A 13,114-nucleotide genomic window follows, 5' to 3' on the forward strand; every position below is an offset into this window, starting at 1 on the left:
GACTCCCCACTGCCGCAGCAAAGCCCATGACCAAGCAGTACGACCAAGCCTATTTCGACCAGTGGTACCGCAACCGCGCCTCGGGCGACAAGGCGATCAGCGGGCCCGCAAGGCTCTCACGCAAGGTAGCCATGGCGGTCGCTACCGCTGAATACCACTTGGAACGCCCGATCCGCAGCGTGCTGGATATCGGCTGCGGTGAAGGCGGCTGGCGCGCACCGTTGTTGAAGCTGCGGCCGAACCTGCAGTACCTGGGCTTTGACAGCAGCCAGTACGCCATCACCCGGTTTGGTCCGCGGCGTAATCTGCACTACGCACGTTTCGCCGACTTCGAGCACCTGCGCCCCTGCGCACCGGTCGACCTGCTGGTGTGCAGCGACGTACTGCACTACCTGCCAAGTCGTGAACTGGACCGTGGCCTGCCGGCATTGGCCGATCTTTGCGGCGGCATCGCCTTTCTGGAAACCTTCACCCGCAGCGACAGGATTGACGGTGACACCGAGGGCTTCAAGGCACGACCGGCCAGTTTCTATCGGCAGCGCTTCTCGAGTATCGGTCTGCAGGCCCTGGGTTCCCACCTTTGGCTGAGCCTGGAGCGATGCGCTGACGCCGCCGCACTGGAGTTGCCGGCCTGAAGAAAGTGAACCGGGTCTCGCCAGTTCACGTTTTCGCACGCCCGATCCGCTACGCTGCAGCGCAACATTACCAACGAAGGCTTCACATGCCGCTATACCAGATGCACGAATTGGGCCGCGCGTGGATGGCTCCCATGACCTATTGGGCCGATGCCAGCGCAAAGATGCTCAGCACTCCCAGCAACTTCGCGGGATCCCTGCCCGGCGCCAGCCAGCTCGCGGCGGGCTGCGAGCTGCTGTACCGCATGGGCAAGGACTACGAGAAGCCCGAGTTCGGCATCCATTCCATCGATATCGACGGCACCGCCTACCCGGTGATCGAGCGCGAGATGCTGCAAAAGCCGTTCTGCCGGCTGTTGCGGTTCAAGCGCTACGCCGACGATGCGGACAACATCCGCGAGTTGAAGGGGCAACCGCCGGTGCTGGTGGTCGCGCCGCTGTCGGGCCATCACAGCACCCTGTTGCGCGATACCGTCACCACCCTGCTGCGCGACCACAAGGTCTACATCACCGACTGGACCGACGCACGCATGGTGGATGCCGGTGAGGGCACGTTCGGGCTGGACGACTACGTTGCCTACATCGAGGAGTTCATCCGCACCATCGGTGCCGACAACCTGCATGTGATCAGCGTCTGCCAGCCGACCGTGCCGGTACTGGCGGCGATCTCACTGATGGCGGCGCGCGGCGAGGCCACCCCGCGCTCGATGGTGATGATGGGCGGGCCGATCGACCCGCGCGAGAGCCCGACCCAGGTCAACGACCTGGCGGTCCACAAACCGCTGTCGTGGTTCCAGGACAACCTGATCCACGAAGTCCCGCGGAACTATCCCGGCCACGGCCGCAAGGTCTACCCGGGCTTCCTGCAGCACAGTGGATTCATGGCGATGAATCCCGAGCGCCATGCGCAATCCTATTGGGATTTCTACCAGGACCTGCTCAACGGCGACCTGGACGCGGCCCAGTCACACCGCCGCTTCTACGATGAGTACAACGCGGTGCTCGACATGCCGGCCCAGTACTACCTGGACACGGTCCAGGTGGTGTTCCAACAACACTTGCTGCCACGCGGCTTGTGGGACGTGGCGGGCGAGCGGGTCGACCCGGGGGCGATCAAGGACACCGCGCTGCTGACCATCGAGGGCGAGCTGGATGACATCTCCGGCCAGGGCCAGACCCGCGCCGCGCACACGCTGTGCACCGGGATCAACGAACGCGACCGGGAGCACGCCACCATTGAGGGCGCTGGTCACTACGGCATCTTCAGTGGTCGCCGCTGGCGCGGGCAGGTCTACCCGCAGGTACGCGACTTCATCGCCAGGTATGCGGGCTGAGGGCGCACGTTCTTCCCGTCCGTGCCGGTCGGTGGCGGACGCTCGGGGATTCAGCCAGAATCGGCATCACCGAGCATCACCGACCCCGAGAGCCCTACCGTGCCCAAACCACGCCTGCTAGCGACCGCCCTGTTGCTCACTTTCACGTTCGCGGCAGCCGCGCAGGAGCCGGAAACCACCGAGGCGGCGCGCCAGGCAACACCACCATCGGTCCAGGACATCCTCGACGCCTCACCGGCGGAGCACTGGCGCACACCTGACCCGGCCAACACCCTGTACATGGACCTCGCGGGTGGGCGGGTGGTGATCGAATTGGCGCCGCAGTTCGCTCCGCAACACGTCGGCAACATCAGCACGCTGGCGAAGGAAGGCTTCTGGGACGGGCTCAGCATCTACCGTTCGCAGGACAACTTCGTGGTCCAGTTTGGCGATCCCGATGCGGACGCGGCCAACGCCAAGTCGCTCGGCACCGCCAAGACACAGTTGCCGGCCGAGTTCGAGCGTTCGTCGGTGGGTCTGGACTTCCGTGTCCTGCCCGACGTTGACGGCTGGGCGCCGCAAGTGGGGTTTGTCGCGGGCTTCCCTGCGGCGCGTGACCCCGAGGCCAAGACCGCGTGGATGGCGCATTGCTACGGCGCGCTCGGCGCCGGGCGGGCGATGGCGGCCGACTCCAGCACCGGCGCCGAACTGTACGTGGTCACCGGCCAGTCCCCGCGCCAACTCGACCGCAACATCACCCTGGTCGGGCGTGTGATCGACGGCATCGAGCTGCTATCGGTGATCCCGCGCGGACCGGAGCCCATGGGTGTCTACGAAGACCCGGACCGGCGTACCGTGATCAACACGATCCAGTTGGCCAGCGAGGTCCCCGCAGATGCACGCAGCACGCTGCAGTTGCTGCGTACCGACAGCGCAACCTTCGATGCCGTCACCGAAGCGCGCCGCAACCGCGGTGGCGACTGGTACAAGGTATCGGCCGGGCATATCGACCTGTGCAACGTGCTGCTGCCAACCCGGCAAGCGCCTGCCGTCACCCCGTAGCCACGACCTCAACCGTCGCGTCGGGTAACTTCGCTGCCCAGCACCTCGTGCTGGAACATGCACATCCGGATCACGCTGCGGTAGCGGCCATCGCTGAAGAACTCGTCCACCAGCACGCCCTCGCGCTTGAAGCCCGCGCCTTCGTAGACCCGGATCGCCGCGGCATTGTCGACGTCCACCAGCAAGTACAGCTTGTACAGGTTGAGTACCCGGAATGCGTAGTTGATGGCGCTGCGGGTGGCGGCCTTGGCGAAGCCACGGCCCTGATGCTCAGGGGTGATCATGATCAGGAACTCGGCACGGCGGTGCAGGTGGTCGATCTCCACCAGCTCGACCAGGCCGACCCGCTCGTGTGCCGGGGCCTCGATTGCCTGCCCGCTGGAATCGTGTCCGGTGGTGAACTGGTGCTCGGCGATGAAGCGTCGCTCGGACTGGTCATGGATGTGCTTGCGGTAGAGTTCTTCCAGCTCGACGAACGACTCGTACGGCTCCTCGAACCAGTAGCCCATTACGCTGCGGTTGTTGTTCAGGACGTGGACGAAATGCAGGTCGCTGCGCTCAAGCGGCCGCAGGGTCACGACCGGTGCAACCGGGGTTTCGCGCGGATTCTTATCGGATTCCATGGGCCAAGCCTAAACGAGTCGAAGGCCAATCCAGGTGAGGACGCTGCAGCCATCACGCTGTCCGTCACGCCATCTTGGCCGCCGCCTGCCTAGCCTGACACCCCCACACCAGAGACCGCTGCCATGCCCCAGTTACGTATCCGAATCACCGGCGGCGAAGACGATGCACGCGCGATCGCCGACCTGCTGACCAGCATTCCAGGCATCGAACACGTCGAGGAAATCTCCGGCCTGATGCCGCACATGGATGACCCCGACTCCAGCTCGGCCGGCTCGATCGACAACATGGGTCCGGGCACCCATGTATTGGAGATCGAGGCGCCCGACAACGCCACTGCGCAGAAGGTGCGCGAGACCGTGGAGGCATTGGCGTTTGATCTGGAGGTACTGGTCGAGTTCGAGAGCGCCGAAGCGGAGCAATAACAGCGCTACCAACGACGAACAGGAACGGCCAGTTAACATCGCGGCGCTATCCTTTGGACACTCGCCCTCGACTGGCCCCCATGAGCCGCCAAAACCACGACGACCTGTTTGCCGCGACCGCCGACGCAGTGAATGCGATCGACGGCATCAGGGTCGGCGTCGGTGGCTGGACGTACGAGCCCTGGCGCGGCAGCTTCTATCCCGCCGGGCTGGTCCAGCGCCGCGAGCTCGAATACGCCAGTCGCCAGCTCAGCGCGATCGAGATCAACGGCACCTATTACGGCACCCAGAAACCCGAAACCTATGCGCGCTGGGCCAGCGAAACCCCTCCCGGCTTCGTGTTCTCGCTCAAGGCACCCAAGCGCATCATGCAGTCGCGCGTGCTGGCCAGCGCGGGCGGCCAGGTGGAAGGTTTTCTTGCCGACATCACCGCCCTGGGCGACCGTCTGGGTCCCATCGTCTGGCAGTTCGACCGGGGCACCCAACTCGCCCATGACGACTTCGAGAGGTTCCTCGACCTGCTGCCGCCCCAGGTCGACGGGCATCCGTTGCGACACGTACTGGACGTGCGCGCGCCCGATTTCGTCGATGCCAACTACCTCGCGATGGTTCGCAGCCGCGGCATGGCCACCGTGTTCACCGACTCCAGGGAGTACCCGTCGTTTGCCGACGTGACCGCGGATTTCGTGTACCTGCGGCTGATGCGCTCGCAAGCCGGGCTCAGCAGCGGCTACAGCGCCGAAGAGTTGGCGCTTTGGGCCAGGCGCGCGCGCATCTGGGCCGATGGGCGTGAACCCGGGGATGTGCCGCGGATCGGCCCGAGCGCCATCGCGACGGACAAGCCGCGCGACGTATTCGTCTTCTTCATCAGCGCGGCCAAGCGCCGCAACCCCGCCGCCGCGATGGCGCTGATCGAGCAGCTTCGCAACTGATCCGACACCACGGCGTGCCCATCACTTGCGGGCTTTCTGGCTGATCGCCACGCTACCCATGATCAGCGCGCCGGCGACTCCCATCGACAAGGTCACCGGCTCGTCCAGCAACCACCATGCCCAGCCGACCGCGAACAGCGGCACCAGGTAGGTGACCGTGACCGCGCGGCTGGCCCCGATGCGCTGCACCAGCCGGTAATACACCGCATAGGCCGCGCCGGTGCACAGCACCCCGAGCAGGATGGCCGACAGCCACGCGTTCATCGATACCGATTGTGCCGGCCATTGTGCGACCGCGAACGGCAACGTCAGCAGGGCCGATGCCCCGAGGGTCGCCGCGGCCAATGCGGCCTGTGGCATGCCCGAGAAGTAGCGGCGCAGCATGTGCCCACCAACGCCATACAGGAACGATGCCGTACAGCCCGCTGCAACCGCCCAGCCGATGCTGGCGCCGGCAGTCTCACCGCTGGCCAGCACGGCCACGCCGACAAAACCCACCAGCAAGGCGATCGCCCGACGTACCCCGATTTTCTCGGCGAAGAACAAAAAGCCGATCAGGGCGGTGAACAACACCGCGGTGGCATTGGCAATCGCACTGATACCGGCGGGCGCGTGCTGGGCGGCCCAGGCGAACAGGGCAAACGGGATCGCGCAGTTGATCGCGCCCAGCAGGATCACTTTTGGCCAGGCCCGGAGCGGAAATGCCGCGCGACCGCGCCACAGGAACGGCAGCAGTACCAGGGCGCCAAACGCAAGCCGCAATTCCGACAGCACCGCAGTGCCGAACTCGGGCGCGGCAACGCGCTGGAACATGAACGACACACCCCAGATCGCGGCCAGCACGACCAGCTCCAGCGGCGCCAGCCAGGCACGCTCCGACGTGGCGGTAACGGAAAGGTCGGCAACGCAGGCTTGTGTGGTGGGCATGGCGCGATGGACCGGTCTGGCTTGAATCGAGCCGCCATTGTCCTCCACTGGCACGCCATCGCAAGCGCATAATTACCGGTTCTGACCGAAACCCCGCCACCCATCACGCCATGCCGATGACTCCGCACAGCAGGGCCTTCCTGCAGATCCACTTTTGCGTGCTGCTGTGGGGGTTCACGGCGATCCTGGGCAAGCTGATCACGCTTCCGGCCCTGCCCCTGGTGTGGACACGGATGCTGATCGTGGTGGTCGCGCTGGCTTTGCTGCCCAGGGTCTGGCGCGGACTGCGCGCGATGCCGGCGAGGCTGTTATGGGCCTACGCCGGCATCGGTGTGCTGGTGGCCTTGCACTGGCTGACCTTCTACGGCGCGATCAAACTGGCCAACGCTTCGGTGGGTGCAACCTGCATGGCACTGGCCACGGTGTTCACCGCGCTGATCGAACCCAGCCTGGCACGTACCCGATTCAATCGACGCGACCTGGCCCTGGGCGTTGCCGTGCTACCAGGCGTCGCGCTGATCGTCGGCGGCGTCCCTGCCGACATGCGGATCGGCATTGCCGTGGGTGCGCTGTCGGCCTTGTTCGTGGCCCTGTTCGGATCGCTCAACAAACGACTGGTCCACCACGCCGACCCGTTGACGGTCACCGCGTTGGAACTGGGCGCCGGTACCCTTGCGCTGACGGCATTGGCGCCGGTGATGCCGCTGGTGTTTCCCGCCTTCTCCGGCGACTTGCTGGTGATGCCCGGCAGTCGCGATATGGTCCTGTTACTGGTGCTGGCGCTGGCCTGCACACTGCTTCCGTTCGCGCTGTCGCTGGTGGCATTGCGCCACATGAGCGCCTTCTCCGCCCAGCTGGCGGTCAATCTGGAGCCGGTCTACGCCATCGTGCTGGCCATTTTGCTGTTGGGTGAACAGCACGAACTGACGATATATTTCTACCTGGGCGTATTGATCATCCTTTCGGCCGTGTTCGTCCATCCGCTGCTCGGCAAGCCACGCCGGGTCGAGCACCCCGAGATGCTGGTGACGACGGAATCCAAGAGCGTGGTGGAATAGTCGAGCAGAATCAAACGTATGCTTGTCCCCTCCTCCCGACCAGGACCGCTCCGATGAATCCAGCGCTGCAGCAAGACCTCGCCAAACTGTTCCTGCGGGTCGCTTTGGGGCTACTGATCCTGCTCCACGGACTCTCCAAACTTGACGGCGGTCTGGCGTCCATCACCGGCATGGTCGAGGCGCGCGGCCTGCCCGGCTTCCTCGGCTACGCGGTACTGATCGGCGAGGTGGTAGCGCCGTTGATGGTGCTGATCGGCTTCCACGCGCGGATTGGCGGGCTGCTGATTGCCATCAACATGATCGTCGCCGTCGTTCTCGTTCATGCCGGTCAACTGGGCAGCATGAGCGGTGGCGGCTGGGCACTGGAACTGCAGGGGATGTACTTTGTCACCGGGCTGGCGATCGCGTTGCTTGGCCCGGGACGGTTCAGCGTCAACGGCCGATAGCCGCAAACCCGCCTAGATCCGGTTGACCCGGAAGCGGCGACCCTTGATTTTTCCTGCACGCAACCGCGCCAGCGCGGTGTCGGCCTGGTCGCGGGCAATGGCGACGTAGGAACGGGTTGCGAAGACGTCGATCTTGCCCACTGCCGAGGCCGCCAGACCGGCATCGCCGGTCAATGCGCCGACGATATCGCCAGGTCGCAACTTGTCGGTGCGCCCGGCATCGATCCGCAGGGTAACCATGGCCGCCTGCTTCACCCCGGAGGCCTTGCCGGCCAGCGGTGTGCCGCGTCGCCAAGCCAGTGCAGTACCCGTGTGTTCGGCAATCGCCAGCGCACGGGGTACTTCGCGCGGCGCGCACAGACTCAGGGCCAATCCATCCTTGCCTGCACGACCGGTGCGGCCGATGCGGTGCACGTAGATGTCCGGATCGGTCGGCAGCTCGTAATTGACCACCGCTGCCAGGTCCTCGACGTCAAGCCCTCGCGCGGCGACATCGCTGGCGACCAGTACGCTGCAGCTGCGGTTGGCGAAACGCACCAGGATCTCGTCACGATCGCGCTGCTCCATATCGCCATGCAGGGCCAGCGCGGTGAAACCGTAGTGCTCAAGCGACGTGACCACCTCGGCGGTATCGCGGCGCATGTTGCAGAACACCACGCAGGACACGGGACGGAACTCAAGCAGCAACGCAGCCAGCAACGGCGTTTTGCGCGCGGACTCGACCTCGTAGAAAAGCTGCTGGATCGGGGCCTGGCTTTCGGCCGCTTCCACGGTGATTTCCAGTGGCTGCTGCAGCATCGCGTTCGCCAGCCCGCGGATGGCATCGGGAAAGGTCGCCGAGAACAGCAGGCTTTGACGATCCTTCGGGGTCTTGCCGACGATCTCCCGGATCGGCTCCTCGAAGCCCATGTCGAGCATCCGGTCGGCCTCATCCAGCACCAGCGTGCGCACCCCGCGAAGATGCAGAGCCTTCTTGCGCAGCAATTCCTGGATGCGTCCGGGCGTGCCGACCACCACCTGCGGGTCGTGGGTCGCCAGTGACGCCAGCTGCGGCCCCAGCGCCATGCCTCCACACAGCACCGATACCTTCAGGTTGGGGATACCCAGCGCCAGCTTGCGCAGTTGCTTTCCAACCTGATCGGCCAGTTCCCGGGTGGGGCACAGCACCAACGCCTGGGTCTGGATCCGCGCCGGATCCAGGCGGTGCAACAGGCCCAGACCGAACGCCGCGGTCTTGCCGCTGCCGGTGGGCGCCTGTGCAATTACGTCACGGCCGTCCAGGATCGCCGGCAACGATTGCGCCTGGATCGGGGTCAGCTGCCGGTATCCCAGCGCCTCGACGCCCTGCATCAGGTTCGTGGGCAGCGATAGCGAAGCGAAGGACGGGTCGGTGGCAGTCTGGGTCATGCGCCATGATCGCAGGTTGCCGGCCGGTCAGGTATTGCGCACGTTCATGCAGGCTGCGACCCTGCACCCTCCCCGCTGACTGAGCCGCCGATGCAAGCATCCGTTTTCGAACTCGATCCCGCCCACGACCATGTCGAACTCAACCAGTTGCTCAAACTGGCCGGGCTGTGCGACAGCGGCGGCGCCGGCAAGGCCATGGTCGCCAGCGGTGCCGTCGCCGTGGATGGCGTGACCGAGTTGCGCAAGACCTGCAAGATCCGGGCAGGCCAGGTTGTCACCTTGGGAGACGCCGAAATCAGGGTGATCCCGGCGTCCTGACCGCTCGTGCCCGGCGACGCGGCTTATCCGCTCGTCGTGCTGCCTCCTGGCGTGCTGCTGCCTGATGCCGCGCCACCGCGATCGCTGGCGACACCGGCGCTACCAGCGACATCCGGTGCCGCCTGCGCACTGGCCGTCCCGGACGACCAGGGCTGCCGGTCATCACCGTCGGCCGCCGCCCGCACGCGGATCCGGTTCTCCACGTGGCGTACACCGCTGCAGCCATCCGCCAGATCCTCGGCGCGATGTTTCATCCAGCGTTGCGCGACCGTACCGTCCAGCGTCGCGGTGCCATCGACAACCTTGACCTCGATGTCGCTGGCGTCCACATCGTGGTCCCGGCTCAGCCGCTCGCACAGGTCCTCGTTGATGCGACCGTCGGAGCGAACGTAGTTTTTGGGCCCCATGCCGCTGTAACTGCGCCGCTGCGGTCCGCGATAGTCTGCTCCGGCGTAAGCCGTCTGGCTGTAACCCGGGCGGTCGTAATAGTCGGGCTGGGTGTCGCCAGGCACAGCATAGCGCTGGGCGTGGCGGGTCACGTTTTCGCCCAGATACGTATCCGGCCCGGCGCCGGCATAGCCGGGGCCAACCTCAGGTTCCGTCTGATCCGCGCGAGAACGGGGGTTGGCGTCATGCCGGTACTGGTTCTGGTCTCGTCGCGATCCATCGGGGGCCTGGTTACGGTGGGTCATCCCGTCTCTGCGTTCATCCATCCATTCACGCCCCGACTGAACCCATTGCGCGCCCATGTCGACGACGTCCTGGGCCATCGCCTTGAGATCATTGCCGACGTTGTTCCTGTTCCTGTCTTGCACCGGTCACCTCCTTCCGTTGCGTTGGATGCACCGAGCCTGCTGGCACGTCACCGCAAGCCGCAACTTGGAAGATGGGGCAACGGGTATTAACGCAATGTGGCGGTTGTGTTAGTCGGCTGTATTGGTTATGACGTCGGATTGCCGTTGAGCACGCCGTCGGGCATTTCCAGCGCCGAGTCGTATTCGGACAACGGGCTCTGCGTCGGGCATTCGCTGTCCGGGAAGCCGAAGCGGTGGCGCAATTGCTGGGCACACTCGCCCATCACCCCCACCTCCCCACCGGGAGCCTGGCATTCACGTTCGAAAGCCCGGTAAAACGCATCCTTGCGCTGGACGAACGCTTCGCCGCACTGGCGGGTCAACTGGATGCGCTGCAGGTCATCCTCCACCGCGTTCAGGCCGTTCAATCCGTACAGGTCCAACTCGTCATCGGTCAGCAGGCGCAAGCGACGGTTGGGGACGGTCATCATCAGGTCCGCGACGGCAAACGCCACCCCGTTCCGCTGCAGGTATTCGCGCACCTGGGCGTGGACTTCTTCCAGCTCCTGCTGCAGCTCGGCGCGTGAGGTGGCTTTTGACCCGATCCGGATCATCCGGTGTATCCCGACCTTGCCGGCAATCATCCGCATGTCCCCGGCCGCCAGCACCAGCACGCAAGAGCTGTGACAGACAGCGTCCTCGCGCACCCAGACCGTCCAGCCCGAGCCACCAATCAGGTCGCCGACGCGGATTGCCTGCTCGATCTGGCCACCGGTGGAATCGATGTCGAGGATGCGCTTGTCGATACCCAGGGTGTCGGCAAGCTCCACCACACGTTCGATCAGGGCGGTGAATTCACCGGATATCTTGCCTTGGTAGCGCAACCGCAACAGCCCGGGATCGCTGCACCGGGCCAGCGACCTGCGCATTACCGAATAGCCCAGCGAGAGCAAAGGCTGGCCTTCGCCATCGGCATAATCCGAGTCGCAACTGATCCACGCTTCACCGGCGGTCAATGCCATTGGCTGCCAGTCGGTTTCCACCCGCTCACTGGTCCGCTCCGGCGCCACCGGTACGGCGATCGTCGCATCCGATACCGCTCCGCCCGGCGGTTCCACGGCGGCATCTGCGCGGGTCTCGGTGACCGGCGCGGTGGCGTCGACCGGCGCCTGCAGGTTGCAGGCCGCCAATAACAACGTCACGCAGATCGCGGCGAGGCACCGGGGCTTGGACATGCACGAAAAACCGACAGTCAGGATGGAGGCCCAGTTTAGGGTGCATGGGATGCACGCGGCTCAACGCCGGATGAACATTTTTCGCTCATCGGCCGTCCTCGTTACACTGCGCCGATGACCTGCTGGTATGTCTACCTGATCGAGTGCCGCGACGGCAGCCTGTATACCGGCATCGCCATTGATGTGGAGCGTCGTTATGCCCAGCATCTGGCGGGCAAAGGCGCGCGCTATACCCGCGCGCACCCTCCGGTGCGGCTGATGGCCCGGTTCGAGCACCCCGACCGCAGCAGCGCGAGCCGCGCCGAATACGCCATCAAGCAACTCAGCGCCGCCCGCAAACGCGCGTTATGCGGCGAGGCAAGCCTATCCGGCGCGCCCGATCTCCCCTCTCGCACGCATGCCGACCCGTGAATGGCGCCGCCCGTAGAGGAAGTAGATGGCAAAGCCAACCGCCAGCCAGACCACGAACCGCACCCAGGTCAACGTGGTCAGGTTGAGCATCAGGTAAGCGCACAGCAGCGCCGCGACGATGGGCAGCACGGGTGAGAACGGCACCTTGTAGCCGCGGGTCAGATCGGGGCGTTTATGGCGCAACACCACCACTCCGACGCTGACCAGCACGAACGCGGACAGGGTGCCGATGTTGATCATCTCTTCCAGTATTTCCACGTTGGTGAAGCCCGCAAGCAACGCGACCGCCGCGCCGCTGATCAGCTGCAGGCGCACCGGTGTATGGCGCTTGTCGGAGGTCACGGCGAGCCAGCGCGGCAACAACCCGTCGCGACTCATCGCCAGCAGCACGCGCGACAGGCCCAGCAACAACACCATGATCACCGTGGTCAACCCGACCAGGATCCCCACCGAGATCACCTGCGCCGCCCACTCGGCGCCGACGGCAACGAACGCGGTGGCCAGCGATGGGTTCTCCGCCGCCGCCAGTACCGTGTACGGCACCATTCCTGTCAGCGCCAGCGATACCAGGATGTACAGCACACTCACCAGCGCCAGTCCGCCGAAGATGCCACGCGGCAAGGTCTTCTGCGGGTCCTTGACCTCCTCGGCCGAGGTGGCGACGACGTCAAAGCCGATGAAGGCGAAGAACACCAGCGCCGCCCCCGACAGCACGCCGGCAACACCGTACTGGGCCGGCGCCGCGCCCGTGACCCATGACACCAGCGATTGCGACCACACATCCGAATCACCTCCACCGGTTGGGACTGCCGGCGGCACGAACGGGGTGAAGTTCTCCATTTTCAGGTAGGTGAAACCGACCACGATGACGAACAGCACGATGCCGACCTTGATCAGGGTGAACACGTTGTTGACCCGTGCCGACAACTGGGTGCCCTGGATCAGCAATGCGGTGAATACCCCGACGATGAACAAGGGCCCCCAATCCATTCCCAGCCCAAACACGTCGATGGTCGTGGGTATGTGCACATCGAACAGGTCGAACACCGTGCTCAGGTAAATGCCCCAGTACTTGGCGATCACCGCGCCGGCGGTCAGCAACTCCAGGATCAGATCCCAGCCGATAATCCACGCCAACAACTCGCCCATGGTGGCGTAGGTATAGGTGTAGGCACTGCCCGCGACCGGGATGGTGGAGGCGAACTCCGCGTAACACATGATCGCCAGCGCACAGGTCACGGCCGCAAGTACGAACGACAGCGTCACCGCCGGCCCCGCGAAGCTGCCTGCCGCGCGCGCGCCGACCGAGAAGATGCCCGCACCAACCGCCACTGCCACACCCAGGATCATCAGGTCCCAGGTGCTCAGCGAGCGCTTCAGCTGGTGGCCTGGCTCGGCCGCATCGGCCATGGATTGCTCGATGGATTTGGTACGGAACAGACTCATGCACGGGATCCTGGTTGGGGCCGACCGGCCGCGACGGCCGCCGATTGGCAACGAACCAGCCTATAGCGATTTTCACCCGGGACG

15 protein-coding genes are annotated in these 13,114 nt (G+C 65.1%); 9 read left to right on the top strand and 6 right to left on the bottom strand.

All coding sequences use genetic code 11. The features are described 5' to 3' along the window. The first annotated feature begins 26 nt into the window (after positions 1-26). The 3 genes from ACW7G6_RS10910 (at position 27) to ACW7G6_RS10920 (ending at position 3,010) form a co-directional block, all read left to right on the top strand. Positions 27-635, top strand: coding sequence for a class I SAM-dependent DNA methyltransferase (locus tag ACW7G6_RS10910; RefSeq protein ID WP_456978563.1), 609 nt, complete (start codon positions 27-29; stop codon positions 633-635). Between the two features lie 86 nt (positions 636-721). Next, the gene (locus tag ACW7G6_RS10915) at positions 722-1,969 is read left to right on the top strand and encodes a polyhydroxyalkanoate depolymerase (protein WP_456998252.1); all 1,248 of its coding nucleotides are present in this window, start codon (positions 722-724) and stop codon (positions 1,967-1,969) included. A 99-nt stretch (positions 1,970-2,068) separates the two neighbouring features. Next, on the top strand, positions 2,069-3,010 hold the full coding sequence (locus ACW7G6_RS10920; protein WP_456978561.1) for a peptidylprolyl isomerase: 942 nt from the start codon (positions 2,069-2,071) through the stop codon (positions 3,008-3,010). A gap of 8 nt (positions 3,011-3,018) precedes the next feature. Here the strand turns inward: ACW7G6_RS10920 and speG are convergent, their stop codons facing one another. Further along, a complete protein-coding gene (speG, locus tag ACW7G6_RS10925; protein WP_456978560.1) occupies positions 3,019-3,633 on the bottom strand; it encodes a spermidine N1-acetyltransferase in 615 nt (204 codons plus the stop codon). A 123-nt stretch (positions 3,634-3,756) separates the two neighbouring features. On the opposite strand from speG, the gene ACW7G6_RS10930 reads away from it, so the two are divergent. Together ACW7G6_RS10930 and ACW7G6_RS10935 are read left to right on the top strand one after the other, a co-directional pair. Next, positions 3,757-4,056 carry a hypothetical protein gene (locus tag ACW7G6_RS10930; RefSeq protein WP_456978559.1) on the top strand — a complete coding sequence of 100 codons (300 nt, stop codon included), beginning with the start codon at positions 3,757-3,759 and terminating at the stop codon, positions 4,054-4,056. 80 nt (positions 4,057-4,136) lie between these two features. Next, on the top strand, positions 4,137-4,988 hold the full coding sequence (locus ACW7G6_RS10935) for a DUF72 domain-containing protein (protein ID WP_456978558.1): 852 nt from the start codon (positions 4,137-4,139) through the stop codon (positions 4,986-4,988). A 21-nt stretch (positions 4,989-5,009) separates the two neighbouring features. Here ACW7G6_RS10935 and ACW7G6_RS10940 read toward each other — a convergent pair whose 3' ends face one another. Then, positions 5,010-5,915: a DMT family transporter gene (locus ACW7G6_RS10940; RefSeq protein WP_456998253.1), complete on the bottom strand. Its 906-nt coding sequence runs from the start codon at positions 5,913-5,915 to the stop codon at positions 5,010-5,012. Between the two features lie 110 nt (positions 5,916-6,025). Here ACW7G6_RS10940 and ACW7G6_RS10945 point away from each other — a divergent pair, with 110 nt between their 5' ends. Further along, positions 6,026-6,973 (top strand): DMT family transporter, encoded by a 948-nt coding sequence (locus ACW7G6_RS10945; RefSeq protein WP_456978556.1) that lies wholly within the window; start codon positions 6,026-6,028, stop codon positions 6,971-6,973. 53 nt (positions 6,974-7,026) lie between these two features. Next, on the top strand, positions 7,027-7,419 hold the full coding sequence (locus ACW7G6_RS10950) for a DoxX family protein (RefSeq protein ID WP_456978555.1): 393 nt from the start codon (positions 7,027-7,029) through the stop codon (positions 7,417-7,419). 12 nt (positions 7,420-7,431) lie between these two features. On the opposite strand, the gene dbpA is transcribed toward ACW7G6_RS10950, so the two are convergent. Next, positions 7,432-8,826, bottom strand: coding sequence for an ATP-dependent RNA helicase DbpA (gene dbpA, locus ACW7G6_RS10955; RefSeq protein WP_456978554.1), 1,395 nt, complete (start codon positions 8,824-8,826; stop codon positions 7,432-7,434). A gap of 90 nt (positions 8,827-8,916) precedes the next feature. On the opposite strand from dbpA, the gene ACW7G6_RS10960 reads away from it, so the two are divergent. Further along, entirely contained in the window at positions 8,917-9,144 is a 228-nt protein-coding gene (locus tag ACW7G6_RS10960; protein ID WP_456978553.1) for an RNA-binding S4 domain-containing protein, read from the top strand. 23 nt (positions 9,145-9,167) lie between these two features. On the opposite strand, the gene ACW7G6_RS10965 is transcribed toward ACW7G6_RS10960, so the two are convergent. Both ACW7G6_RS10965 and ACW7G6_RS10970 read right to left on the bottom strand, forming a co-directional pair. After that, positions 9,168-9,959: a BON domain-containing protein gene (locus ACW7G6_RS10965; RefSeq protein WP_456978552.1), complete on the bottom strand. Its 792-nt coding sequence runs from the start codon at positions 9,957-9,959 to the stop codon at positions 9,168-9,170. A gap of 125 nt (positions 9,960-10,084) precedes the next feature. Then, positions 10,085-11,173, bottom strand: a complete 1,089-nt coding sequence (locus tag ACW7G6_RS10970; protein ID WP_456978551.1) for a hypothetical protein — start codon at positions 11,171-11,173, stop codon at positions 10,085-10,087. A 114-nt stretch (positions 11,174-11,287) separates the two neighbouring features. Here ACW7G6_RS10970 and ACW7G6_RS10975 point away from each other — a divergent pair, with 114 nt between their 5' ends. After that, entirely contained in the window at positions 11,288-11,584 is a 297-nt protein-coding gene (locus ACW7G6_RS10975; protein WP_456978550.1) for a GIY-YIG nuclease family protein, read from the top strand. On the opposite strand, the gene ACW7G6_RS10980 is transcribed toward ACW7G6_RS10975, so the two are convergent. Further along, positions 11,537-13,030, bottom strand: a complete 1,494-nt coding sequence (locus tag ACW7G6_RS10980; protein WP_456978549.1) for an amino acid permease — start codon at positions 13,028-13,030, stop codon at positions 11,537-11,539. The two genes, ACW7G6_RS10975 and ACW7G6_RS10980, sit on opposite strands and share 48 nt — an antisense overlap. Positions 13,031-13,114: the final 84 nt, after the last annotated feature.

This window comes from Lysobacter sp. A421 (assembly GCF_054052145.1).

Excerpts from the sequence above, each read along its gene's own strand:
- ACW7G6_RS10935 (WP_456978558.1), top strand. The coding sequence starts at position 4,137 with ATGAGCCGCCAAAACCACGACGACCTGTTTGCCGCGACCGCCGACGCA.
- ACW7G6_RS10940 (WP_456998253.1), bottom strand. The coding sequence starts at position 5,915 with ATGCCCACCACACAAGCCTGCGTTGCCGACCTTTCCGTTACCGCCACG.
- ACW7G6_RS10915 (WP_456998252.1), top strand. The coding sequence starts at position 722 with ATGCCGCTATACCAGATGCACGAATTGGGCCGCGCGTGGATGGCTCCC.
- ACW7G6_RS10950 (WP_456978555.1), top strand. The coding sequence starts at position 7,027 with ATGAATCCAGCGCTGCAGCAAGACCTCGCCAAACTGTTCCTGCGGGTC.
- ACW7G6_RS10975 (WP_456978550.1), top strand. The coding sequence starts at position 11,288 with ATGACCTGCTGGTATGTCTACCTGATCGAGTGCCGCGACGGCAGCCTG.
- ACW7G6_RS10945 (WP_456978556.1), top strand. The coding sequence starts at position 6,026 with ATGCCGATGACTCCGCACAGCAGGGCCTTCCTGCAGATCCACTTTTGC.
- ACW7G6_RS10960 (WP_456978553.1), top strand. The coding sequence starts at position 8,917 with ATGCAAGCATCCGTTTTCGAACTCGATCCCGCCCACGACCATGTCGAA.
- dbpA (WP_456978554.1), bottom strand. The coding sequence starts at position 8,826 with ATGACCCAGACTGCCACCGACCCGTCCTTCGCTTCGCTATCGCTGCCC.
- speG (WP_456978560.1), bottom strand. The coding sequence starts at position 3,633 with ATGGAATCCGATAAGAATCCGCGCGAAACCCCGGTTGCACCGGTCGTG.
- ACW7G6_RS10930 (WP_456978559.1), top strand. The coding sequence starts at position 3,757 with ATGCCCCAGTTACGTATCCGAATCACCGGCGGCGAAGACGATGCACGC.
- ACW7G6_RS10980 (WP_456978549.1), bottom strand. The coding sequence starts at position 13,030 with ATGAGTCTGTTCCGTACCAAATCCATCGAGCAATCCATGGCCGATGCG.
- ACW7G6_RS10910 (WP_456978563.1), top strand. The coding sequence starts at position 27 with ATGACCAAGCAGTACGACCAAGCCTATTTCGACCAGTGGTACCGCAAC.
- ACW7G6_RS10970 (WP_456978551.1), bottom strand. The coding sequence starts at position 11,173 with ATGTCCAAGCCCCGGTGCCTCGCCGCGATCTGCGTGACGTTGTTATTG.